This window comes from Klebsiella sp. JB_Kp042, from assembly GCF_040065275.1.
GTDB lineage: Bacteria > Pseudomonadota > Gammaproteobacteria > Enterobacterales > Enterobacteriaceae > Klebsiella > Klebsiella quasipneumoniae.
On record NZ_JBEAJL010000026.1, the window covers coordinates 85,516 to 105,071 of the forward strand.

At 55.5% G+C, this 19,556-nt stretch carries 31 protein-coding genes, 1 tRNA gene and 2 pseudogenes; 24 read left to right on the plus strand and 10 right to left on the minus strand.

Features of this window, described 5'->3' with window-relative positions:
* Positions 1 to 26: 26 nt before the first annotated feature.
* From ABLV54_RS08665 to ABLV54_RS08700, 8 genes are all read right to left on the minus strand, one after another.
* Entirely contained in the window at positions 27 to 803 is a 777-nt protein-coding gene (locus ABLV54_RS08665) for an ead/Ea22-like family protein (RefSeq protein ID WP_348813972.1), read from the minus strand.
* Entirely contained in the window at positions 796 to 1,191 is a 396-nt protein-coding gene (locus ABLV54_RS08670; RefSeq protein ID WP_086549653.1) for a hypothetical protein, read from the minus strand. Before ABLV54_RS08670 ends, ABLV54_RS08665 begins: the two co-directional genes overlap by 8 nt.
* On the minus strand, positions 1,188 to 1,673 hold the full coding sequence (locus tag ABLV54_RS08675) for a hypothetical protein (RefSeq protein ID WP_348813974.1): 486 nt from the start codon (positions 1,671 to 1,673) through the stop codon (positions 1,188 to 1,190). The genes ABLV54_RS08670 and ABLV54_RS08675 overlap by 4 nt, the downstream gene beginning before the upstream one ends.
* Entirely contained in the window at positions 1,670 to 1,972 is a 303-nt protein-coding gene (locus ABLV54_RS08680) for a helix-turn-helix domain-containing protein (protein ID WP_123806356.1), read from the minus strand. The genes ABLV54_RS08675 and ABLV54_RS08680 overlap by 4 nt, the downstream gene beginning before the upstream one ends.
* A complete protein-coding gene (locus ABLV54_RS08685) occupies positions 1,972 to 2,748 on the minus strand; it encodes a replication protein P (protein WP_004178817.1) in 777 nt (258 codons plus the stop codon). Before ABLV54_RS08685 ends, ABLV54_RS08680 begins: the two co-directional genes overlap by 1 nt.
* The gene (locus tag ABLV54_RS08690; protein ID WP_101865526.1) at positions 2,745 to 3,473 is read right to left on the minus strand and encodes a helix-turn-helix domain-containing protein; all 729 of its coding nucleotides are present in this window, start codon (positions 3,471 to 3,473) and stop codon (positions 2,745 to 2,747) included. Before ABLV54_RS08690 ends, ABLV54_RS08685 begins: the two co-directional genes overlap by 4 nt.
* Before the next feature lie 133 nt (positions 3,474 to 3,606).
* The gene (locus ABLV54_RS08695) at positions 3,607 to 3,828 is read right to left on the minus strand and encodes a CII family transcriptional regulator (RefSeq protein WP_004139615.1); all 222 of its coding nucleotides are present in this window, start codon (positions 3,826 to 3,828) and stop codon (positions 3,607 to 3,609) included.
* 40 nt (positions 3,829 to 3,868) lie between these two features.
* Positions 3,869 to 4,096 (minus strand): Cro/Cl family transcriptional regulator, encoded by a 228-nt coding sequence (locus ABLV54_RS08700; RefSeq protein ID WP_032431544.1) that lies wholly within the window; start codon positions 4,094 to 4,096, stop codon positions 3,869 to 3,871.
* A gap of 152 nt (positions 4,097 to 4,248) precedes the next feature.
* On the opposite strand from ABLV54_RS08700, the pseudogene ABLV54_RS08705 reads away from it, so the two are divergent.
* The 17 genes and pseudogenes from ABLV54_RS08705 to ABLV54_RS08785 form a co-directional block, all read left to right on the plus strand.
* Positions 4,249 to 4,383, plus strand: a pseudogene (locus ABLV54_RS08705) (helix-turn-helix transcriptional regulator); the annotation flags it as partial.
* 87 nt (positions 4,384 to 4,470) lie between these two features.
* Positions 4,471 to 4,887, plus strand: a complete 417-nt coding sequence (locus ABLV54_RS08710) for a S24 family peptidase (RefSeq protein WP_224750898.1) — start codon at positions 4,471 to 4,473, stop codon at positions 4,885 to 4,887.
* 24 nt (positions 4,888 to 4,911) lie between these two features.
* Positions 4,912 to 5,190, plus strand: coding sequence for a hypothetical protein (locus tag ABLV54_RS08715; RefSeq protein WP_077273355.1), 279 nt, complete (start codon positions 4,912 to 4,914; stop codon positions 5,188 to 5,190).
* Positions 5,178 to 5,777, plus strand: a complete 600-nt coding sequence (locus ABLV54_RS08720) for a hypothetical protein (RefSeq protein WP_137916672.1) — start codon at positions 5,178 to 5,180, stop codon at positions 5,775 to 5,777. The genes ABLV54_RS08715 and ABLV54_RS08720 overlap by 13 nt, the downstream gene beginning before the upstream one ends.
* Positions 5,778 to 6,151: 374 nt before the next feature.
* Positions 6,152 to 6,277: a hypothetical protein gene (locus ABLV54_RS08725; RefSeq protein WP_009652632.1), complete on the plus strand. Its 126-nt coding sequence runs from the start codon at positions 6,152 to 6,154 to the stop codon at positions 6,275 to 6,277.
* Complete coding sequence (locus ABLV54_RS08730) at positions 6,270 to 6,464, plus strand: hypothetical protein (protein ID WP_004151303.1); 195 nt, start codon at positions 6,270 to 6,272, stop codon at positions 6,462 to 6,464. Before ABLV54_RS08725 ends, ABLV54_RS08730 begins: the two co-directional genes overlap by 8 nt.
* 88 nt (positions 6,465 to 6,552) lie before the next feature.
* Positions 6,553 to 7,524 carry a hypothetical protein gene (locus tag ABLV54_RS08735; RefSeq protein WP_348813979.1) on the plus strand — a complete coding sequence of 324 codons (972 nt, stop codon included), beginning with the start codon at positions 6,553 to 6,555 and terminating at the stop codon, positions 7,522 to 7,524.
* A gap of 7 nt (positions 7,525 to 7,531) precedes the next feature.
* Positions 7,532 to 7,816, plus strand: coding sequence for a host nuclease inhibitor GamL (gamL, locus tag ABLV54_RS08740; protein ID WP_008807813.1), 285 nt, complete (start codon positions 7,532 to 7,534; stop codon positions 7,814 to 7,816).
* Between the two features lie 15 nt (positions 7,817 to 7,831).
* Positions 7,832 to 8,677: a phage recombination protein Bet gene (bet, locus tag ABLV54_RS08745; protein WP_032438697.1), complete on the plus strand. Its 846-nt coding sequence runs from the start codon at positions 7,832 to 7,834 to the stop codon at positions 8,675 to 8,677.
* Positions 8,674 to 9,354 carry a lambda exonuclease family protein gene (locus ABLV54_RS08750; RefSeq protein ID WP_348813982.1) on the plus strand — a complete coding sequence of 227 codons (681 nt, stop codon included), beginning with the start codon at positions 8,674 to 8,676 and terminating at the stop codon, positions 9,352 to 9,354. The genes bet and ABLV54_RS08750 overlap by 4 nt, the downstream gene beginning before the upstream one ends.
* Positions 9,351 to 9,779 (plus strand): regulator, encoded by a 429-nt coding sequence (locus tag ABLV54_RS08755; protein ID WP_348813984.1) that lies wholly within the window; start codon positions 9,351 to 9,353, stop codon positions 9,777 to 9,779. The genes ABLV54_RS08750 and ABLV54_RS08755 overlap by 4 nt, the downstream gene beginning before the upstream one ends.
* Positions 9,776 to 10,432 (plus strand): MT-A70 family methyltransferase, encoded by a 657-nt coding sequence (locus tag ABLV54_RS08760; protein WP_230128134.1) that lies wholly within the window; start codon positions 9,776 to 9,778, stop codon positions 10,430 to 10,432. Before ABLV54_RS08755 ends, ABLV54_RS08760 begins: the two co-directional genes overlap by 4 nt.
* Positions 10,429 to 11,196, plus strand: a complete 768-nt coding sequence (locus ABLV54_RS08765; RefSeq protein WP_348813986.1) for a dcm methylase — start codon at positions 10,429 to 10,431, stop codon at positions 11,194 to 11,196. The genes ABLV54_RS08760 and ABLV54_RS08765 overlap by 4 nt, the downstream gene beginning before the upstream one ends.
* Positions 11,193 to 11,411 (plus strand): hypothetical protein, encoded by a 219-nt coding sequence (locus ABLV54_RS08770; RefSeq protein WP_023304908.1) that lies wholly within the window; start codon positions 11,193 to 11,195, stop codon positions 11,409 to 11,411. The genes ABLV54_RS08765 and ABLV54_RS08770 overlap by 4 nt, the downstream gene beginning before the upstream one ends.
* 1 nt (position 11,412) lies before the next feature.
* Positions 11,413 to 11,628, plus strand: coding sequence for a TraR/DksA family transcriptional regulator (locus ABLV54_RS08775; protein WP_348813989.1), 216 nt, complete (start codon positions 11,413 to 11,415; stop codon positions 11,626 to 11,628).
* Positions 11,629 to 11,631: 3 nt separating this feature from the next.
* A pseudogene (locus ABLV54_RS08780) lies at positions 11,632 to 11,724 on the plus strand (helix-turn-helix domain-containing protein); the annotation flags it as partial.
* Positions 11,725 to 11,858: 134 nt separating this feature from the next.
* On the plus strand, positions 11,859 to 13,019 hold the full coding sequence (locus tag ABLV54_RS08785; RefSeq protein WP_049084560.1) for a site-specific integrase: 1,161 nt from the start codon (positions 11,859 to 11,861) through the stop codon (positions 13,017 to 13,019).
* Positions 13,020 to 13,037: 18 nt separating this feature from the next.
* Here ABLV54_RS08785 and ABLV54_RS08790 read toward each other — a convergent pair.
* A tRNA-Arg gene (locus ABLV54_RS08790) sits at positions 13,038 to 13,114 on the minus strand.
* Positions 13,115 to 13,454: 340 nt separating this feature from the next.
* Here ABLV54_RS08790 and folD point away from each other — a divergent pair.
* Together folD and ybcJ are read left to right on the plus strand one after the other, a co-directional pair.
* Positions 13,455 to 14,321, plus strand: a complete 867-nt coding sequence (gene folD / locus ABLV54_RS08795) for a bifunctional methylenetetrahydrofolate dehydrogenase/methenyltetrahydrofolate cyclohydrolase FolD (RefSeq protein ID WP_004143017.1) — start codon at positions 13,455 to 13,457, stop codon at positions 14,319 to 14,321.
* 1 nt (position 14,322) lies between these two features.
* Positions 14,323 to 14,535 carry a ribosome-associated protein YbcJ gene (gene ybcJ, locus ABLV54_RS08800; protein WP_050533050.1) on the plus strand — a complete coding sequence of 71 codons (213 nt, stop codon included), beginning with the start codon at positions 14,323 to 14,325 and terminating at the stop codon, positions 14,533 to 14,535.
* A 45-nt stretch (positions 14,536 to 14,580) separates the two neighbouring features.
* Here ybcJ and cysS read toward each other — a convergent pair whose 3' ends face one another.
* Positions 14,581 to 15,966, minus strand: coding sequence for a cysteine--tRNA ligase (gene cysS / locus ABLV54_RS08805; RefSeq protein ID WP_004204706.1), 1,386 nt, complete (start codon positions 15,964 to 15,966; stop codon positions 14,581 to 14,583).
* Between the two features lie 175 nt (positions 15,967 to 16,141).
* On the opposite strand from cysS, the gene ppiB reads away from it, so the two are divergent.
* The 5 genes from ppiB to purK all read left to right on the plus strand — a co-directional run bounded on the left by ppiB (position 16,142) and on the right by purK (position 19,478).
* Positions 16,142 to 16,636 (plus strand): peptidylprolyl isomerase B, encoded by a 495-nt coding sequence (gene ppiB, locus ABLV54_RS08810; protein ID WP_004151319.1) that lies wholly within the window; start codon positions 16,142 to 16,144, stop codon positions 16,634 to 16,636.
* A 3-nt stretch (positions 16,637 to 16,639) separates the two neighbouring features.
* The gene (gene lpxH / locus ABLV54_RS08815; protein ID WP_050533052.1) at positions 16,640 to 17,362 is read left to right on the plus strand and encodes a UDP-2,3-diacylglucosamine diphosphatase; all 723 of its coding nucleotides are present in this window, start codon (positions 16,640 to 16,642) and stop codon (positions 17,360 to 17,362) included.
* Between the two features lie 107 nt (positions 17,363 to 17,469).
* Positions 17,470 to 17,808 (plus strand): hypothetical protein, encoded by a 339-nt coding sequence (locus tag ABLV54_RS08820; protein ID WP_050533053.1) that lies wholly within the window; start codon positions 17,470 to 17,472, stop codon positions 17,806 to 17,808.
* Positions 17,809 to 17,904: 96 nt separating this feature from the next.
* Positions 17,905 to 18,414, plus strand: coding sequence for a 5-(carboxyamino)imidazole ribonucleotide mutase (gene purE / locus ABLV54_RS08825; RefSeq protein WP_004151322.1), 510 nt, complete (start codon positions 17,905 to 17,907; stop codon positions 18,412 to 18,414).
* Complete coding sequence (purK, locus tag ABLV54_RS08830) at positions 18,411 to 19,478, plus strand: 5-(carboxyamino)imidazole ribonucleotide synthase (protein WP_050533054.1); 1,068 nt, start codon at positions 18,411 to 18,413, stop codon at positions 19,476 to 19,478. Before purE ends, purK begins: the two co-directional genes overlap by 4 nt.
* Positions 19,479 to 19,556 lie beyond the last annotated feature (78 nt).

Consider the following 19,556-nt stretch of genomic DNA (forward strand, 5'->3'; position numbering starts at 1 on the left):
CGCTCCATAACCATGTGAACTAAACATCACTCAGCCTCCACCTTGATGCCAGCGGTGCGGTCGAGGCGCTCAATTTCCGCCAGAATTAACGCTCCAGCCTTAACCAGGTCACGGCGGCGATTAGTTGGCTTCCACCATTCATCAGGCCATAGCCACGGTCTGGGCGGCTCACCGGCACAATCGAACAGTTCAGAGGAAAGCGCATAGCAACCGGCGGCATCGGCTAATTCGCCGTGTTCATATTCATCATCATGTCCTGGTGTCCACCCCTCAGCTGTAACCTGCCGCTTACGCTCGGCCAGTACGTCAGCGGCGGCAGCGGTGACGGCGCGGGACTCCAGCTCGGCGATGCGCTGGCGATAATCAGCAACCATTCGACGCACTCCTTCAAGCGGCGTGACATCACCGCCGTCTGGAGGGTCCATGTACTCAGCGCCTGGAGGCAGGAGCCTGCAAAGTTCTTCGTCTACCTGCTGCGCCTTCTCCAGCGCCTCTGCCAGCGCCAGAACGTTGGCAGGGTTAGCCAGGGCGATGAATTCGGCATTACGCTGCGCCGTCTCATCCCATGCCACATGCCCCTCGCCGTCGTATTCCTCACAGATGCAGGCGGCGTCACTGTTGAGCGAATCAAAGAGGGTTTGCCCGTCAGAGCCATAAATTGCGTATGAGGTGAATCCCTCCACGCAGTCATCGCCAGACCCGTAGCATCCTTCGTTTTTAACTTCGTCGGCCCACCATTCGCCCTGCGTCGCTTTCTCTGCCGCTGCTTTCAGGCTCTGCGCCAGTTCGGTGATATCAGTCATCGCTGTTCTCCACTCCATAATCCGCAAAATACCCTGACGACATTTTGATGAATCTGTCCTCGGTTACCGTATAGGCCTTCCTGCCTTTCCTTTCTTTCCCCTCCGGGTCAACAAGATGGCAGGCATAGATGATCCGGCGCTGCCACTTTCCAGGCATTTCGGCGACTGAAAGAACCTCAAGAATTCTTTTCCCTTCTGCATCAGCTGTGTAAACGGTCTGGTCACCATAACCGCAATCAGCTGGCTCAAATGTCTTTCGGCAACCACCAATCCACCTTTCATCGGTGAATACATTTCCGTCCCATTGCTGATAGTCAGTGCATACGAAAATGAATGGGTAAACCGTTTCGAACCGGTCACCGGCGCGAATGTCCAGCGTCTTGCTCATTTGTCTGCCCCCTCGCGCAGCTGCTTGGCGAATCTCTCGGCGTCTACTGCACTCCCTGCATAAGCCGCACGCAGTACCTGGTCCATTTCGTTGCGATGCTGACGAACGTATTCCTTCTGACTTTCAGCGAACTCCTTCACCCCATCAGCCTTAATCCCGGCTACGATGCGATCTGTGGCGGGGGTTTCGATTTCAGGCTTGGCGTAAACAGGCCAGGAATCACTGCCGTCATCGTTTTTCTCCCCAGGCTGCTCATGCACTGCAAGATACTCACCACCGCGATCTGGCTCTTGATATGTAGGCGGAATAGAATGGCAGGACAACCATGCATCTGGTTTGTTGAATGCAGCCTTCAGCGCCACATTCTCCGCAGCCAACTGCTTAAACGCTTTCGCCAGCTTCAGAAACTTCTGCTCTCTGATCGACAGCTCGCCTGCGCTCTCCAGGGAGGCGATGAGCTCGTTTACTGTTTCGATGTTCATTTTCTTACTCCCGCCAGGCACTGGTTAAACAGGTTGGTCATTGGGTTTACACCGCCAGGACGCTGGCGATACTGAACAGACGGATCGCTGTCGTTTACGGCTGTTGTGTCAATCAGGGTGTAGCGGTAGCTCCTGCACTCACCCTCACGCTTAACCTGGCCGTCACGGTGCATCTGCCACAGGGAGGAGTTGACCACTGAAGAGTCAAGACCGGTACCGCGGCGGATATCCTGAAAGCTGCAGCCAGGATGCTGGCCGACGTAATTGATTACGGCTTGTTTGCCCGAGTTCTTTTTCATCAGATAAGCCCTCTCTCTTTCCCGCGCAGGTATTCATCCCGCAGCCACTGAGCCGGAGTTAACGCACCGAGCGATGCCGCGCTTGGCATACATCCGAAGCTTTTGCCTTCAGGGTGAAACCCCTGCTGCCGGCTGACATGGTTTGTCGGAATGGCTTCCTGGTTGTTCTCCAGAGCCAGTACCGGCGACGGTATTTGTTCTCCGGCAGCGACTTTCAGCGCCCAGTCTTCCAGCTTTTTAGCAGCATATTTCTCGGTTTCTGCCTCGCTGAGCTGGCGTTGGTACATTGCTCGCCGGGTATCGGTAACAACCCAGTACATAACAGGGTGAGACCACGGGAAGCGCTCAGCACCGCCGGTATGCAGCCCTTTTTCACGGCTGTAGCGGTGGAACTCGTTCATCACGTCGACAAGAGTCACGCCCAGCACGGTGCCGCTGTCCTTGCACCACTTGATGAACTGGCCCGGCGATGGCCAGAACGGCGACTCACTGGCTCTCGCATGGCGTACGCCGGCGGATAACTGCTCACGGGTGCGGATTCCGTTTTCGGCAAAAGCAGCAATCCACTGGCGCTTTGCTGTCTTCTCTTCGGCATCGGTCCGCAGGTTAGTCTGGGTAGAGGCCGGGAAGATCTGCTTCAGCTGACGGAACAGAGAGTCAACCAGCCTTTCAGCTTCGAAATCGAGAAGCCTCTGCGGCTCCGTGCTCCCTGCGGCCATTCTGGCCAGCGCATCACCATCGCGATTGCTGATCGCGGTCATAAGCTGTGCGGTCATATGAAGTCCTTCCAGCCTTCAGGGCTGTTCCAGTGTGGGGAATCAGATTCGCTTCTCTGGCGCCCGGAAAGCGGATTAACTCTCGCGTTCCTGAGCCATACCCGGAATGCCGAGTTCCAGTCGATCAGCTTTGTGCCGCGGGCCTGGTGATAATCACGAAAGTTCAGCAACTCGGTTTCAATGTTGATCCCTTTCTCCGAGGCAATCGCAATGTGATCTGCCGATGGCTTGAAGGCAGGAGGGAAAGGTATCTCCCCGTTGGGTGAAATCCCGATCCGTCGCTTTGCAGCCTCGCTGATAAACTGCCCTCGCGCAGAGAGAGAGTCTGGTTCAGTGACTGGTTCAAAAGAGTGACTGGTTCTGGTGCCATCTGGTGGCATAGGGGGTGTGCCATCAGATGGCATAGGGGGTGCTATTTCATGGCATACCCCTGTGCTTTTTGATGGCATAGGGGTGGCATCAAGGTTCAGATAATATACGTTGGATGTATTACCCTTCCCGTTGTTGACCCCAACGCGATTTTCACGCTTGAGAAGCCCCATATCCTCAAGCGCGTCGATATGGTTGCGAACAGCGGATTTACTGCATTCGCACTGGTCGGCAATGTGTTGATACGAAGGCCAGCATTCGCCCTTGTCGTTGGCGTTGTCGGCCAGCTTGATAAGAACGAGCTTACGCAGTGAGTTTCCCACTTTGACCCCCATTGCTTTCGCCATAAGTGACATGCTCACGTGCTACCTCCGGATTGTTTACTCTTACAGATTTACCAGGCATAATTACCTCGCAATTACCTCTTCGTTTTTGCACCTGAAAGCCGTTAGTGTTCGCGCACTGCGGCTTTCGCCTTTCTGTTTCCACTCATGCTTCAAAATCACCTTTCTCTCCCGGCCTGTTAGAAATCAGGATGGCCAGCAGCAGCGACATGTTCGGCAGCAGGCTTTCCCGCCAGCGACTCACCGTCGACTTATTCACTCCGGCCACTTTGGCGATAGTTGTGGTCCCCAGTTCAGCTATCTGGCTGTGTAACCAGCTTTCTATCCTGCGAGCCTCCACTTTGTTGCGTGTCGTTGAACTCTCCATCTGTGATACTTCCCCTGGTGTTGTTTGGAATGGCCGCCAGTCAGGCGGCTTTAGGCTTGCTGACTTCCCGGATCTGCGCGGCAGTAAACTGGCCGCCAGAAGCGAGAGCGATCTTTTCTGCGTAATTGGTCTCGTCGGTGTAGTCCGTTCTCGGCAGACTTCCGTTGGCAATCCACTTGTAAATTGCGCGCGGAGAGCAACCACAGGCTTTAGCTACAACAGGAACGCGAATCTTTTTGATGATTTCGCCAAGACTGTTAGGTGCCATATTTAACCCTCAATAATGAACTGTAAGTACATATTAAGTCGGAACTGATAGTTCACGCAAGTGATATTATGATTGAACATATGGTTCACGAAGAAAGAGCGCGAAAAGAATTTTCTCTGAGGCTAGCGCTGGCCTGCGATAAAGCTGGATTGATGCCACACGGTCGCCAGGCTGAGATCGCCAAGAGAATGAAGTTGACACCGAAGGCCGTGAGCAAATGGTTTAATGGGGAGTCAATACCAAGGAGGGGGACGCTCCAGGCTTTAGCGTCCCATATTGGCACGTCTGCATCGTACCTACTTGGCGATGCTGATGAGGACGGTATTGAGCCTGGGTCGGCAACTAATCGGAAAGACGTCTTTAGGGTTGACCTTTTGGATATCTCCGTCAGCGCAGGACCTGGGGTGGTAAACCAAGAGTTCGTTGAAATCCTCCGCTCTGTTGAGTATGCGCCAGCCGATGCGAATCATATGTTCGATGGGCGTAAAGCTGAGAACATCAGGATCATCAACGTCAGGGGCGATAGCATGTCTGGGACGATTGAGCCGGGTGATCTGCTGTTCGTCGATATCAGCGTTAAGAGCTTTGACGGCGACGGGATTTACGCATTCCTGTACGACGACACTGCACATGTTAAGCGCCTGCAGAAGATGAAGGACAAGCTGTTGGTAATCTCTGACAACAAGAGCTATGCCCCTTGGGACCCGATCGAGAAGGAAGAAATGAATCGGGTGCTAGTGTTCGGTAAGGTGATCGGCAGCATGCCGCAGACGTACAGGAAGCATGGGTAAAATATTGTTTTTAATGAAGTTAAAATGAAGGAAAATGATATGTCAGGAAAAGAATACACAATTCAGCCTAAGTTTATGTCTGCGACATCCATACTCATTCCGCCAGATAACACACAAGCTATGATTACCTTTTATAGTCATGAGTTTACACATGCTCCGGCTAATACAAACGCAGAAGGGCAGATGCAGATAAAAGTAGACTTGGTTCCTCAGGAATCAATTATTATGACCCCAAGTCAGGCCATCCTTCTGGCTGAGTCATTAATAACCGCACTAAAAGCTAATGGCTTATGGAAAGAATAACTCCAACTTCATCCCCATTTACAAAAAGTATTTCTAGTGCGGTGATTACGGCAACTATTGTTGGCGCGGGTGTTACAGCTTATGATGGAGGCACATTAAGTTCGTGGGGGAGTCAAAGCATTCGATTGCCGCATGACTCATTTTCTGGATTTGATACTAAAATACACTTATCAGATGCGCCACCAGATCATCTATCAGCGGACGTTAAAGTGAGTAATTTTACCAAAGATGAGTTGAATGCAAAGCTAGCACAAAACAAAGCCGAAGTTGATTCGGTTGCAGCTGGCATGAAAACTGAAATGGCAAACTTCAGAACAGCTTACGTTGAGAGTTTTTCTGAAATATCAAAAACTTTAAGCCGTATTGAAGCTAAGGCAGATGCAACCGAAAAGCGACTGACTCAAGCTCAGTGGATTGTGTCCCTGGTGATCAGTATTTGCGCCGTAACCTTATCTGCTGTCATATTTTTCTCGAACAAAAGTGCTCAACGTAACGATTCGAATCACAATGTGGCTAGTCAACCCACCGCAACGCTTGAACAGAGTCACCAAGGCAGCAATGCCCCCCTTCCCCCCAAGTCTAATTGACCCGGCCACCGCGCCGGGTTTTTACTGCCCCACTCTTCCCTCAGCATCAGCACGTCCAGTGCCAGCTCCGCAGCCAAACAACCCCTACCAAAAACAAAACATAAAATAAATATACTTTAAGTTCATTGACTTACACTGAAATGAACTATTGCCAAATCAAAAATGTACTTTTGGTACTTTACATTGATGAACCATTAGTACATTATCATCTCATCCAAACAACAACGTTGGCGCCGGTAATAGGTAACAACGCTCCGTTAGCCGCGATAAGGCAAAGGTGAAGAGATGATCCGCGAAGAAGACAAGCCTGCATGGCGTAATTTTTGGTTAAAGGTCGTTCCGTTTTTGGTTGCTGTCCTGTTTTTTAGCTTCGCATGCTGGGGTGGAAAATGAGCAAACAAGGCATTCGTTCACTGATTTACTGCCTGCTGATCTGCGGCGTCATCTGGACAGCGTTGATTATCAAAATTCTGCACGTTACGGGGGTGTTCAATGGCTAACTCAATTCCTAACAACGGACGCGCCGTGATGATGCGCAATCGCCGCACCGGAGCCGCCTGGCTGGTCAGCTTCGACTACCGCGACGGCAGCTACTGGCATGAGCCGCAGGGTAATCTGCGCCACATCCGCCGGCCATACGCTTCACGCAGCATTGAGCCGAACCTGGTTCCAGCCGGGACGCATTAACCGCGCATATCAGCGCACGAATTTAACTGAGCTATCAGGCGGCTTTCATCGCGCCGGGGATTCTTACAACAAAATTTCAGGGGAAGCCATGAGCGAAATAATGGATTTAGTCGTCATCGAGAAAAAGAACGCGATGGCGGTTTTCACCAATAACGACCAGCTCGACCCGCTTATCGAAGCGATCGAAAAAGAGGCTCGCAGCCTGGTGCCGGACGTGACCACCAAAAAAGGCCGTGACGCTATCGCATCCATGGCTCACAAGGTCGCGCGCTCTAAAACCTACATCGACAACGCAGGTAAAGACCTGGTCGCTGAGCTGAAGGCTCTGCCAAAGCAGATTGACGAAAGCCGCCGCGTTGTCCGTGAGCGCCTCGATGCGCTGAAAGATGAAGTGCGTCGCCCGCTGACTGAATGGGAAGCCGAGCAGGAACGCATTAAGGCAGAAGAAGCCATGAACGCACTGCATGCCGAAGCGCTGGCCATGAATGAAGAGTTCGATCGGCAGCTGGCTGCTCGGATTGAGTCTGACCACGAAATGGCTCTGCTGATGAATGACGCTTTCGACCGTGAGCAGGCCGAGAAGAAAGCAGAAGCTGAGCGCCAGCGCATTGCCCGCGAAGAAGAGATTAAGCGCTTGGCAGAAGAGAAAGCGAAGCGTGAAGCAGCAGAACAGGCGCAGCGTGAAATTGACGCCGCAGCCGCCAGAGAGCGCGAAGCGATTTTGGCCAAAGAGCGAGCCGAGCGTGAACAGCGAGAGGCAGCTGAGCGTGCGGAGCGCGAAAAGCAGGCCGCTGTGGAAGCTGAACGCCGCAAAGCACAGGAAGAAGCCGATCGCATCCGTCGCGAGGCAGAGCAACGCGAACAGGCCCGCCTGGCTGAGGAGAAACGTAAAGCCGATGAACAGGCACGCCGAGAAGCCGACGTTAAACACCGCAAGGCTGTAGGCACTGAAATCGTCAAAGCTCTTCTGGCCAATACCAGCCTTACCCGGGATCAAGCTATCGAGGTGCTCACTGTGGTTAAAGACGGATGCATTCCTCATACCGGTATCAGTTACTGAGGTGCTTATGAACGCATACCGCGCATACGACGTAATCGAAGAGCGTAAGTGGGCCGAGCAAACGCTCACCGAAGAGAAGCAAAAGTGGGTTGACGATCGGGCGCAGGAAATTATCGACGCGCTGCCGAAAGAGCCGTCAGGCCTGTTCCGCTTCTCTGTGCCGATGGACAAAAGCCCATACGAAGGCCTCCGCAGCGATTCCGCCGGAGAGGCATATAACGATTTCATTTCGGCAGTAGCTTACGCCCAGGCGGAATACGACTGGGATCACCGCACCGGCTGCCCGTTTTAACTTTGGGGAATAGCAATGGCTAACGAACTTGTGATTACAGCCAGCTCTCTTGCTGAGCGAGGCATTGACGGCGCTACCTGGAGCGCCCTCAAAAACAGTATTTACCCTGGCGCCAAGGATGAGTCGGTGATGATGGCACTGGACTACTGCCGGGCCAGAAACCTCGATCCGCTTCTTAAGCCCGTTCATCTGGTGCCAATGAGCGTAAAGGATTCGAAGTCGGGTAAAAGCGAGTGGCGCGATGTGGTTATGCCTGGCATCGGGCTTTATCGGATTCAGGCCGATCGATCAGGTGATTACGCTGGCGCAAAAGAACCAGAGTTCGGCCCGGACGTCACTCTGACGCTTACCGGTATTGAGGTGACCGTGCCTCAATGGTGCAAGTACACGGTCAGTAAGCGCATGCCCAGCGGGGAGATCGTAGAATTCAGCGCGAAAGAATACTGGGTTGAGAACTACGCAACCGCCGGCCGCGACACTACCGCGCCAAACGCAATGTGGAAAAAGCGCCCCTATGGCCAGCTGGCGAAGTGTGCCGAGGCTCAGGCTCTGCGTAAGGCGTGGCCTGAAATTGGCCAGCAGCCCACTGCCGAAGAGATGGAAGGTAAAACGCTGGAAGTGGATGCGCGTGACGTGACGCCGCGCAGCACGACAGAGGCGCTCCCCCTGGTGGCCAGTGAGGAAACGCTGCAGGCAATTACCGACCTCCTGACGTCCCTGAATAAGGACTGGGAGCAGGACTTCCTGCCTCTGTGCAGCAACATCTTCAAGCGTGACATTTTCCAGGCATCACAGCTCACCGAAGAAGAAGCGCAGAAAGGCTTTAGCTTCCTCCAGAAAAAAGCGCAGGTGGCAGCATGACACCAGAAATTATCCTCGAGCGAACTGGCATTGACGTTACCTGCGTTGAACAGGGAGACGAATCCTGGCACCGCTTACGCCTCGGCGTGATCACAGCCTCGGAAGTTCACAACGTCATTTCTAAGCCCAAGTCAGGCAAGAAATGGACTGATATGAAGATGTCCTACTTTCTTACGCTCCTTGCCGAAGTGTGCACCGGCGTGGCGCCGGAAGTTAACGCCAAGGCGCTGGCCTGGGGGAAACAGTATGAGGCCGATGCTCGCACCCTGTTTGAGTTCACCACCGACGTGCAGGTAACCGAGTCGCCGATCCTTTTCCGTGACGAAGGCATGCGTACCGCCTGCTCACCTGATGGCCTGTGCAGTGATGGTCGCGGCCTTGAGCTGAAGTGCCCTTTCACCTCTCGCGACTTCATGAAATTCAGGCTTGGCGGCTTCGAGGCTATCAAATCCGCCTATATGGCCCAGGTGCAATTCAGCATGTGGGTAACCGGGAAGGATGCCTGGTATTTCGCGAATTATGACCCTCGCATGAAGCGAGAAGGCATTCACCATGTCGTTGTTGAGCGCGACGACAAATACATGTCCGACTTCAACGAAATGGTGCCGGAGTTCATCAGCAAGATGGACGAATCGCTGGCGGAGATCGGCTTTACCTTCGGGGAGCAGTGGAAATGAAACGCACTCCATTTTACCGCAGGCCCGGCAAATCAGGGAAATTCTCCGGCCTTCGCGAGCGCGTGATCTGGATGATTCAGACGCGCGGACGCCCTGTAACCGGCAGCGAAATAGCGGAGAAGTTCGGCGTGACGCTTGTCGAATTTAACCGCGTTGCGAACGGCATAACCAGGGGAGAAGGCCGCATTGCGCAGCTGATCGCATCGGAAACCTGGCTCAACGAGGACGGCATCTGCGATCGCACCTTTGACCTGCTCACAAGGCCAAAGGTCATTACCCCGCAGGGTAAAACGCGCTTGTTCACTAAGCGCTCGATGGCTCATGCCGCCTCTGGCAACCGCCAGAAATGTATTGATAAAGCGGCCCGGCGCCGCCGGCTTATCGCATCTGGCCTCTATATCGATGAAATGGAGTCAGTCCTATGAACCGCTACTCACTTATCTATACTGACCCGGCCTGGTCTTACGGGAACACGATCAGCAACGGCGCCGCCGCCGACCACTACCCCACCATGAGCCTGCTCGATATGAAGCGGCTCCCGGTATGGGAACTCGCAGCGGATAACGCTGTGCTGGCGATGTGGTACACCGGCACCCACAACCAGGAGGCGATCGAGCTGGCCGAGGCCTGGGGCTTTACGGTTCGCACGATGAAGGGCTTCACCTGGGTGAAGTTGAACCAGTTGGCCGAGCTGCGCATTACCAAGGCTCTGGCAGATGGCGATGTGAACGATTTTTACGACTTCCTCGACCTGCTGAATGCCGAGACGCGCATGAACGGCGGCAACCACACCCGCGCCAATACCGAAGACGTGCTGATCGCCACCCGCGGTGCCGGGCTGGAGCGCAAACACGCCGGCATTAAGCAGGTGGTCTACAGCCCACTCGGCGCGCACAGCGAGAAACCGTGGGAAGTTCGGCACCGCCTGGAACTGCTCTACGGCGACGTGCCGCGGATTGAGCTGTTCAGTCGCAGCGCAGCGCCAGGCTGGAGCCATTGGGGAAACCAGTGCGCCACCGCTTCCGTTGAGCTAATACCTGGATGCGCCATCGACGTTGTTAAGACGGAGGCAGCATGAGCAAGGGAACCATTATCTGCCTGTGCGATATCACTGGCGTCATGGCTGAGCCATGGGTCGAAGCAGGTTATCGCGCCGTCCTGGTGGACCCGCAGCACCCTGAAACTTCGATCGACGGCCCTGTTGAGCGCATATCGGCAACCATCCTTGAGGCGATGCCGCGGCTATCTCAGATTATCCGCTCTGAGAACGTCGTCATCGTCATCGGCTTCCCACCATGCACGGACGTGGCTGTTTCCGGGTCCCGCTGGTTCGAGTCCAAGCGCGCCAAAGACCCGCATTTCCAGGGCAAGGCCGCGCTGGTCGCTGAGCAATGCCGGATGGTTGGCTTGGCGGCCGGCTGCCCGTGGGCATTCGAAAACCCGGTGAGCGTGTTCAGTAGCATCTTCGGATCAGCCGATTACACGTTTCATCCGTACCAGTTCACTGGGCTGTGCGCGGATGACAACTACACGAAGCAGACCTGCCTCTGGACGGGTAACGGCTTCAAGGCGCCGGCAGAGGATATTCACCCGCAAGTGGCACAGGCGATCGAACGCGTGAAGCAGCACTTTTGCCGGATGGTGCCGAAGAAGAAGGCACTGGAGGTGTTCAACTTTCATGGTGAGAACCTCATCGCTGACTGGTATCCGGACAACCGAATTCACGAATGTCCGCCCAGCGACGAGCGCGCAAACATTCGCAGTGCTACTCCCCTGGGATTTGCAAAGGCGGTTTTCCTTTCGAATGCACCCCACCTCAATAAGAAACGGGAGGCAGCATGACGCCAGAAGAAAAGAAAAATGCGCTCAGAAGCATCGCGCGCAGGGCTAACGATGAGGTTAAGGCAAAACGGCGGTCATCTCCCGCTTTAAGTTGCGACGAGATATCACGACCGATCCTCAACGGATGCATGCCGCTGATAAAGCAGCTTGGGTTAACGCCCAGCCATCTCTATGTGGAGATAGGTATTTTGAACGGATATATAAAGGAGCGCTGACATGCCAGAGATCATCGATCAGGCCAACGAGCTGGCAGAGCGCCGGCTGGAAATGACCATCCAGAACATGCGCATCAACCATGCGGCAGTTTCAGCTACTCACTGCCGCGACTGCGGGGAAGAGATACCCGATCGGCGCCGGGAACTTGTGGCGGGTTGTCAGCGCTGTGCTGATTGCCAAGAAGAAGAGGAATTACGCGGTAAGCATCGGAGGTGATGGATGGAATCACATAGCCTTACTCTGGCCGAAGCCTGTGAGTTTCTGCAGATATCACGCCCTACGGCCACTAACTGGATACGATCAGGCAGGCTTATCGCAACCAGAAAAGACCCAAGTAAACCAAAGTCACCATACCTCACAACCAGACAGGCATGCATTGCGGCACTAAACTCGCCGCTGCATACTGTCGGAGTGAGCGCGGGTGATGCACATAAAGAGGATCGAAAATGTCCATCTTCCGCAGAGGTGAAATATGGTACGCCTCGTACTCGCTCCCGGGCGGGAAGCGAATTAAGGAATCTCTTGGGACAGCGGACAAGCGGCAAGCTCAGGAGTTGCACGATAAAAGAAAGGCCGAACTCTGGCGAGTAGACAGGCTCGGCGACTTTCCTGAAGTGACTTTTGAAGAAGCATGCCTCCGCTGGCTGGAAGAGAAAGCAGACAAGAAATCGCTCGATACCGATAAAGGCCGGATGGGATTCTGGCTTGAGCATTTCGAAGGCGTGACGCTAAAGGATATTACCGAGGCAAAGATTTATGCCGCGGTTAGCAGGATGCAGAACAGGAAAGCAAGGGAGACCTGGCAGAAAAGAGTTGAAGCGGCAAAGAGGAAGGGTAAGGAGATCCCAGTGTTTGAGCCAAAGCCTGTCACTACATCGACAAAGGCTAAGCACCTGGCGCTGATGAAAGCTATCCTGCGCGCAGCTGAGCGAGACTGGAAATGGCTGGAGAAAGCGCCAGTCATCAAGATACCGTCAGTGAGAAATAAGCGCGTTCGGTGGCTAGAGCATGAAGAGGCGAAAAGGCTGATTGATGAATGTCCGGAGCCGCTGAAGTCGGTCGTTAAGTTTGCGCTGGCGACCGGCCTCAGAAGGTCGAACATCATCAATCTGGAATGGCAGCAAATCGACATGCAGCGTCGGGTTGCCTGGGTTAACCCTGAGGACAGCAAATCAAACCGCGCTATTGGCGTAGCGCTTAATGATACTGCCTGTAAGGTTCTGCGCGATCAGATAGGGAACCATCATAAATGGGTGTTCGTCCATACGAAAGCATGGCATCGCCCGGATCGCTCATTAACCCCATCTGTAAGGAAGATGCGCGTTGATGACAATCGGGCGTGGAACTCGGCATGCAAACGGGCAGGAATTGAGGATTTCCGTTTCCATGACCTGAGACACACCTGGGCAAGCTGGTTAATTCAGTCTGGCGTTCCGCTTTCTGTGCTTCAGGAAATGGGTGGTTGGGAAAGCATCGAAATGGTCCGTCGATATGCTCACCTGGCACCTAACCATTTAACTGAGCACGCACGTCAAATTGACTCAATTTTTGCAGAAGATGTCCCAAATATGTCCCACAAGGAAAATTCAGTGGCTGGAGGAATTTGATAAGTGATTGATTATTAATGGCACGCCCTACAGGATTCGAACCTGTGACCTACGGCTTAGAAGGCCGTTGCTCTATCCAGCTGAGCTAAGGGCGCCCTGAGAAGCGAGTGCTTCGCGGAGTGAAACGCCTGGAATTATACGGTCCACGTCGGTTGAGTCAATCCATTTTGCCAGGAAACTGCGGGGCTTATACGACGCTGGCGAAATATCCTCCGCCAACTGTACAAGAAGCATACCACCGGGGCTCTTACGCCAGTAAATCGACTGAGTGGCCAGGCGCAATACACCAATAACCATGCAATGAAAAGGGTCAAAAACCGGCTAAATTTGCCCCAGACAGGATAAAACAGCAAACGAGGACTGACAGCGAGGCCGGCTTCTGACAAAATATCCTCATCCCCCTTTCGTAAAGATACAGATGGAATCCTCTCTCTGATGGCAGCAAAAATTATTGACGGTAAAACGATTGCGCAGCAGGTACGCTCTGAGGTTGCGGAAAAAGTGAAGGCTCGCGTTGCGGCCGGAAAACGCGCCCCTGGGCTGGCCGTCGTGCTGGTCGGCAGCAACCCGGCCTCGCAGATTTATGTCGGCAGCAAGCGCAAAGCATGTGAAGAAGTGGGCTTCGTCTCCCGCTCTTACGATCTCCCGGAAACCACCAGCGAAGCCGAGCTGCTGGAGCTTATCGACACCCTGAATGCCGATAAGACCATCGACGGTATTCTGGTTCAGCTGCCCCTGCCGGCAGGGATCGATAACGTCAAAGTTCTCGAGCGCATCGCGCCGGATAAAGACGTCGACGGCTTCCATCCTTACAACGTTGGCCGCCTGTGCCAGCGGGCGCCGCGCCTGCGTCCGTGCACCCCGCGCGGTATCGTGACGCTGCTGGAGCGCTACAATATCGACACCTACGGCCTGAATGCGGTGGTCATTGGCGCGTCCAATATCGTCGGCCGCCCGATGAGCATGGAGCTGCTGCTGGCCGGCTGCACCACCACCGTCACCCACCGCTTTACCAAAAACCTGCGCCATCATGTCGAAAACGCCGACCTGCTGATCGTCGCGGTGGGTAAACCGGGCTTTATTCCTGGCGAATGGATCAAAGAAGGGGCGATTGTGGTCGATGTCGGCATTAACCGTCTGGAAAGCGGCAAAGTGGTCGGCGACGTGGTGTATGAAGATGCCGCTGAACGCGCATCCTACATCACCCCGGTGCCCGGCGGCGTTGGCCCGATGACCGTCGCCACCCTGATTCAGAACACGCTGCAGGCGTGCGAAGAGTACCACGACGTTGAGGAGGCCTGAGATGGCGACATTTTCCTTAGGAAAACACCCGCACGTTGAGCTGTGCGATCTGCTGAAGCTGGAAGGCTGGAGCGAAAGCGGCGCCCAGGCGAAGATCGCCATCGCCGACGGGCTGGTAAAAGTCGACGGCGTGGTGGAAACCCGCAAACGCTGCAAAATCGTCGCCGGTCAGACGGTGAGCTTTGAAGGCCATAGCGTAACCGTCACGGCCTGACCGCGAAAAGGAAAACGCCCGCTTAAGCGGGCGTTTTTTTATGACTTACTTCCGGCGCCAGGTGGTGCCCTGCGGGCCATCTTCCAGCACGATCCCCATCTCGTTAAGACGATCGCGCGCCGCATCCGCCGCCGCCCAGTCTTTCGCTTTACGCGCGTCCAGACGCTGCTGGATAAGCGATTCAATTTCCGCCACTTCCGCGTCGTCAGCCTGCGCGCCGCTCTGCAGGAAGGCGTCCGGCTCCTGCTCCAGCAGCCCCAGCACCGACGCAAGCTTACGCAGGTGGGCCGCCATGGCGTTCGCCGCGGCCGCGTCCTCGGTTTTCAGGCGGTTTACTTCGCGCGCCATATCGAACAGCACCGAGTAGGCTTCCGGGGTGTTGAAGTCATCGTCCATCGCCTCGATAAAGCGTGCTTCGAAGGCTTCGCCGCCCGCCGCGTCGACGGATTTGTCGGTCCCGCGCAGCGCGGTGTACAGACGCTCCAGCGCCGAGCGCGCCTGCTTGAGGTTCTCTTCGCTGTAGTTCAGCTGGCTGCGATAGTGGCCGGACATCAGGAAGTAGCGAATGGTCTCCGCATCGTAATACTTCAGCACGTCGCGGACGGTAAAGAAGTTGCCCAGCGATTTCGACATCTTCTCGCGGTCGACCATCACCATGCCGGAGTGCATCCAGTAGTTAACGTACTCGCCGTCATGGGCGCAGGTGGACTGAGCGATTTCGTTTTCGTGATGCGGGAACATCAGATCGGAACCGCCGCCGTGGATGTCAAAATGGTTGCCCAGCTGTTTGCAGTTCATCGCCGAGCACTCGATATGCCAGCCCGGACGGCCCGCGCCCCACGGCGACGGCCAGCTTGGCTCGCCCTCTTTCGACATCTTCCACAGAACGAAGTCCATCGGGTTACGCTTGACGTCAACCACGTCGACGCGCGCCCCCGCCTGCAGCTGATCGAGATCCTGACGCGACAGCAAACCGTAGTTCGGGTCCGTCGGCACATCGAACATCACGTCGCCGTTATCCGCCACATAGGCATGGCCTTTGGCGATCAGCTGCTCGGTAATCTCGATGATTTCCGCAATATGATGCGTCGCGCGCGGCTCGCTGTCGGGACGCAAAATATTCAGGGCGTCAAAATCCTTGTGCATTTCGGCGATCATCCGATCGACCAGCGCGACAAAGCTTTCGCCGTTTTCATTAGCGCGCTTAATGATTTTGTCATCGATATCGGTGATATTGCGCACGTACTTCAGCTTATAGCCGAGAAAACGCAGATAACGCGCCACAACGTCAAAGGAGACGAAGGTACGCCCATGGCCGATGTGACAGAGATCGTAAACGGTAATACCACACACGTACATGCCGACTTCCCCGGCATGGATAGGTTTAAATTCCTCTTTCTGGCGCGTCAGTGTATTAAAAATTTTTAACATCGAAGATTCCGTGTAGACGTGTGTGGGTAATGAAGCCTCTATAATACCCATAATTCACACAGGACGCAGCACACATTGCAAGGTGCATCGACCCCCGCGGTTATGCTATAACACCCCCCTATATCTCACCCGACACCGGGTGCTGGCACCACACTCATCGGAACAGGATGCAAAAATGGTTACTTTCCACACCAATCATGGCGATATCGTAATCAAAACGTTTGACGACAAAGCGCCGGAAACAGTTAAAAACTTCCTGGACTACTGCCGCGAAGGTTTCTACGACAACACCATTTTCCACCGTGTTATCAATGGCTTCATGATTCAGGGCGGCGGTTTTGAACCTGGCATGAAACAAAAAGCGACCAAATCTCCGATTCAGAACGAAGCGAACAACGGTCTGAAAAACACCCGCGGCACGCTGGCGATGGCCCGTACTCAGGCGCCGCACTCTGCAACCGCGCAGTTCTTCATCAACGTGGTTGACAACGACTTCCTGAACTTCTCCGGCGAAAGCCTGCAGGGCTGGGGCTATTGCGTCTTCGCGGAAGTGGTTGAAGGCATGGACGTGGTTGATAAAATCAAAGCGGTTGCCACCGGCCGCAGCGGCATGCACCAGGATGTGCCGAAAGACGATGTGATCATCAAAAGCGTCACCGTCAGCGAGTAATTCGTGGCGACACTTTTTATTGCAGATTTGCACCTGCAAACAGAAGAACCGGCGATCACCGCCGGTTTTCTGCGTTTTTTACAGGGGGAAGCCCGTCAGGCGGACGCCCTGTATATCCTTGGCGATCTGTTCGAGGCATGGATCGGCGATGACGATCCGAACCCGTTGCATCAGCAAATCGCTACGGCAATCAAAGCCGTCGTCGACGCCGGCGTGCCCTGCTACTTCATTCACGGCAACCGCGATTTTCTCGTCGGCCAGCGCTTCGCCCGCCAGAGCGGGATGCTCCTGCTCGCCGAAGAAGAGCGACTGGACCTCTATGGCCGTGAAGTCTTGATTATGCATGGCGACACGCTGTGCACCGATGACCTGGGCTATCTGGCGTTTCGCGCGAAAGTCCACACCCCGTGGATCCAGCGCCTGTTCCTGGCCCTGCCGCTGTTTATCCGCCGCCGTATCGCCGCCCGCATGCGCGCCGACAGCAAAGCCGCCAACAGCAGCAAATCAATGGAAATTATGGATGTGAATCCGCAGGCGGTGGTTGACGCGATGGAGCGGCATCACGTGCAGTGGCTGATCCACGGCCATACCCATCGCCCGGCGGTCCATGACCTGCAGGCCAACGGCCAGCCCGCATGGCGCGTGGTGCTCGGCGCCTGGCACAGAGAAGGATCGATGGTCAAGGTGACGCCGGACAACGTCGAACTGCTCCATTTTCCGTTCTAATTCCTGCGCGAGCATAATTCCGAAACCGCCTTTTGCCAGGGCGGAGGTATGCGCCTCCCGGCATTCCGCATGCTAGTCTTCCTCGACATCACTCTCAAGGAACGAGCATGAACAGGAAAAAGTGGAGCCCGCCGCTGATCTGGGGAATGATCATCGCGATCCTCAATCCGTTAGGGATAAGCTATATCGCCTTAATCGGCGTCGCTCTCGGCAACACGCTGACGTTTGTCTGGTGCGCCCTGCTGGCGTGGGCCATCTATTTCTATGCCATTTATTTGCTCTGCACCCGCCCTCACGAGAGCCGGTCAGTACAGATCTTTTTACTGATCATGGGCACCCTGATGCTCCCCTGGGGGCTCGTGCTGCTTATCACCTGTATCATGAATGAGAGAAGGGTCGATAAGCCGCGATCGCCGTCCTCGATAAGCGAGACAAAAGACGGCTAACCATGCGCACGCAACCGTTTTCCTTGCCGGCAGTTCATGCTATTCTCTGTGGCCTCTAAAGCAGTGTGAAACACACCCACAGGAGTTTTAAGACGCATGTCTTCCCGCAATAATTCGGCGCGTATCGCCATCGTGATGGGGTCCAAAAGCGACTGGGCTACCATGCAGTTTACCGCAGAAATCCTTGATGCCCTGAACGTTCCGTACCATGTCGAAGTGGTCTCCGCCCATCGCACGCCCGATAAGCTGTTCAGCTTCGCTGAAAGCGCCGAAAGCCACGGTTATCAGGTGATTATTGCAGGGGCAGGCGGCGCGGCGCATCTGCCGGGCATGATTGCGGCGAAAACCCTGGTGCCGGTGCTCGGCGTACCGGTTCAGAGCGCGGCCTTAAGCGGTGTCGACAGCCTCTACTCCATTGTGCAGATGCCGCGCGGTATTCCGGTCGGTACCCTGGCCATCGGCAAAGCCGGGGCTGCAAACGCCGGTCTGCTCGCCGCGCAGATCCTCGCCCAGCATGATGCTGAACTCCACCAGCGCCTGAGCGCCTGGCGTCAGGCGCAAACCGATGAAGTACTGGATAACCCGGACCCGCGGGGTGCGGCATGAAACAGGTATGCGTGCTCGGTAACGGCCAGTTAGGCCGTATGCTGCGCCAGGCCGGCGAGCCGCTGGGTATCGCCGTCTGTCCGGTGGGGCTGGAAGCCGATCCGGAAGCGGTGCCGTTCCAGCAGAGCGTCATCACCGCAGAAATTGAACGCTGGCCGGAAACCGCCCTCACCCGCGAGCTGGCCCGCCACCCGGCGTTCGTCAACCGCGACGTCTTCCCGATTATCGCCGATCGCCTGACGCAAAAGCAGCTGTTCGATAAGCTGGGCCTCGCCACTGCCCCGTGGCAGCTGCTGGCGGATAAAAGCGAGTGGCCGGCGGTGTTTGCCCGCCTTGGCGAACTGGCGATCGTTAAGCGTCGCGTCGGCGGCTACGACGGCCGCGGCCAGTGGCGTCTGCGGGAAAACGAGATCGATCAGCTACCGGACGATAACTACGGCGAGTGCATCGTCGAGCAGGGGATTAACTTCTCCGGCGAAGTGTCGCTGGTAGGCGCCCGCGCCCAGGACGGCAGCACCGTCTTCTACCCGCTGACCCGCAACCTGCATCAGGACGGTATTCTGCGCGCCAGCGTCGCCTTCCCGCAGGCCAATGCCCGCCAGCAGGAGCAAGCGGAAAGCATGCTGACGGCGATCATGAACGAGCTGAACTACGTCGGCGTGATGGCGATGGAGTGCTTCGTCACCGCCGAGGGGCTGCTGATCAACGAGCTGGCGCCGCGCGTACACAACAGCGGCCACTGGACGCAAAATGGCGCCTCCATCAGCCAGTTTGAGCTGCATCTGCGAGCGATGACCGACCTTCCTCTGCCGCCGCCGGTGGTTAACAGCCCGTCGGTGATGATCAACCTGATCGGCACCGATCTCAATTACGACTGGCTGAAGCTGCCGCTGGTCCACCTGCACTGGTACGATAAAGAGGTGCGCCCGGGTCGTAAAGTCGGCCACCTGAACCTGACCGACAGCGATACAGACCGTCTGAGCGCGACGCTGGAAGCGTTGAAGCCGCTGCTGCCAGCGGAATACGCCAGCGGTATCGTCTGGGCGCAGGCGCAGCTGGCGTAATCCAGCGCTCCATAGTCCCGGAGGCGGTGCTGCGCACCTGTCCGGGCTACCTCTCTGGCATAATCCTTCGCCTGAATC

Excerpts from the sequence above, each read along its gene's own strand:
- ABLV54_RS08665 (WP_348813972.1), bottom strand. The coding sequence starts at position 803 with ATGACTGATATCACCGAACTGGCGCAGAGCCTGAAAGCAGCGGCAGAG.
- ABLV54_RS08670 (WP_086549653.1), bottom strand. The coding sequence starts at position 1,191 with ATGAGCAAGACGCTGGACATTCGCGCCGGTGACCGGTTCGAAACGGTT.
- ABLV54_RS08675 (WP_348813974.1), bottom strand. The coding sequence starts at position 1,673 with ATGAACATCGAAACAGTAAACGAGCTCATCGCCTCCCTGGAGAGCGCA.
- ABLV54_RS08680 (WP_123806356.1), bottom strand. The coding sequence starts at position 1,972 with ATGAAAAAGAACTCGGGCAAACAAGCCGTAATCAATTACGTCGGCCAG.
- ABLV54_RS08685 (WP_004178817.1), bottom strand. The coding sequence starts at position 2,748 with ATGACCGCACAGCTTATGACCGCGATCAGCAATCGCGATGGTGATGCG.
- ABLV54_RS08690 (WP_101865526.1), bottom strand. The coding sequence starts at position 3,473 with ATGTCACTTATGGCGAAAGCAATGGGGGTCAAAGTGGGAAACTCACTG.
- ABLV54_RS08695 (WP_004139615.1), bottom strand. The coding sequence starts at position 3,828 with ATGGAGAGTTCAACGACACGCAACAAAGTGGAGGCTCGCAGGATAGAA.
- ABLV54_RS08700 (WP_032431544.1), bottom strand. The coding sequence starts at position 4,096 with ATGGCACCTAACAGTCTTGGCGAAATCATCAAAAAGATTCGCGTTCCT.
- ABLV54_RS08715 (WP_077273355.1), top strand. The coding sequence starts at position 4,912 with ATGAAGGAAAATGATATGTCAGGAAAAGAATACACAATTCAGCCTAAG.
- ABLV54_RS08720 (WP_137916672.1), top strand. The coding sequence starts at position 5,178 with ATGGAAAGAATAACTCCAACTTCATCCCCATTTACAAAAAGTATTTCT.
- ABLV54_RS08725 (WP_009652632.1), top strand. The coding sequence starts at position 6,152 with ATGCTGGGGTGGAAAATGAGCAAACAAGGCATTCGTTCACTGATTTAC.
- ABLV54_RS08730 (WP_004151303.1), top strand. The coding sequence starts at position 6,270 with ATGGCTAACTCAATTCCTAACAACGGACGCGCCGTGATGATGCGCAAT.
- ABLV54_RS08735 (WP_348813979.1), top strand. The coding sequence starts at position 6,553 with ATGAGCGAAATAATGGATTTAGTCGTCATCGAGAAAAAGAACGCGATG.
- gamL (WP_008807813.1), top strand. The coding sequence starts at position 7,532 with ATGAACGCATACCGCGCATACGACGTAATCGAAGAGCGTAAGTGGGCC.
- bet (WP_032438697.1), top strand. The coding sequence starts at position 7,832 with ATGGCTAACGAACTTGTGATTACAGCCAGCTCTCTTGCTGAGCGAGGC.
- ABLV54_RS08750 (WP_348813982.1), top strand. The coding sequence starts at position 8,674 with ATGACACCAGAAATTATCCTCGAGCGAACTGGCATTGACGTTACCTGC.
- ABLV54_RS08755 (WP_348813984.1), top strand. The coding sequence starts at position 9,351 with ATGAAACGCACTCCATTTTACCGCAGGCCCGGCAAATCAGGGAAATTC.
- ABLV54_RS08760 (WP_230128134.1), top strand. The coding sequence starts at position 9,776 with ATGAACCGCTACTCACTTATCTATACTGACCCGGCCTGGTCTTACGGG.
- ABLV54_RS08765 (WP_348813986.1), top strand. The coding sequence starts at position 10,429 with ATGAGCAAGGGAACCATTATCTGCCTGTGCGATATCACTGGCGTCATG.
- ABLV54_RS08770 (WP_023304908.1), top strand. The coding sequence starts at position 11,193 with ATGACGCCAGAAGAAAAGAAAAATGCGCTCAGAAGCATCGCGCGCAGG.
- ABLV54_RS08775 (WP_348813989.1), top strand. The coding sequence starts at position 11,413 with ATGCCAGAGATCATCGATCAGGCCAACGAGCTGGCAGAGCGCCGGCTG.
- ABLV54_RS08785 (WP_049084560.1), top strand. The coding sequence starts at position 11,859 with ATGTCCATCTTCCGCAGAGGTGAAATATGGTACGCCTCGTACTCGCTC.
- folD (WP_004143017.1), top strand. The coding sequence starts at position 13,455 with ATGGCAGCAAAAATTATTGACGGTAAAACGATTGCGCAGCAGGTACGC.
- ybcJ (WP_050533050.1), top strand. The coding sequence starts at position 14,323 with ATGGCGACATTTTCCTTAGGAAAACACCCGCACGTTGAGCTGTGCGAT.
- cysS (WP_004204706.1), bottom strand. The coding sequence starts at position 15,966 with ATGTTAAAAATTTTTAATACACTGACGCGCCAGAAAGAGGAATTTAAA.
- ppiB (WP_004151319.1), top strand. The coding sequence starts at position 16,142 with ATGGTTACTTTCCACACCAATCATGGCGATATCGTAATCAAAACGTTT.
- ABLV54_RS08820 (WP_050533053.1), top strand. The coding sequence starts at position 17,470 with ATGAACAGGAAAAAGTGGAGCCCGCCGCTGATCTGGGGAATGATCATC.
- purE (WP_004151322.1), top strand. The coding sequence starts at position 17,905 with ATGTCTTCCCGCAATAATTCGGCGCGTATCGCCATCGTGATGGGGTCC.
- purK (WP_050533054.1), top strand. The coding sequence starts at position 18,411 with ATGAAACAGGTATGCGTGCTCGGTAACGGCCAGTTAGGCCGTATGCTG.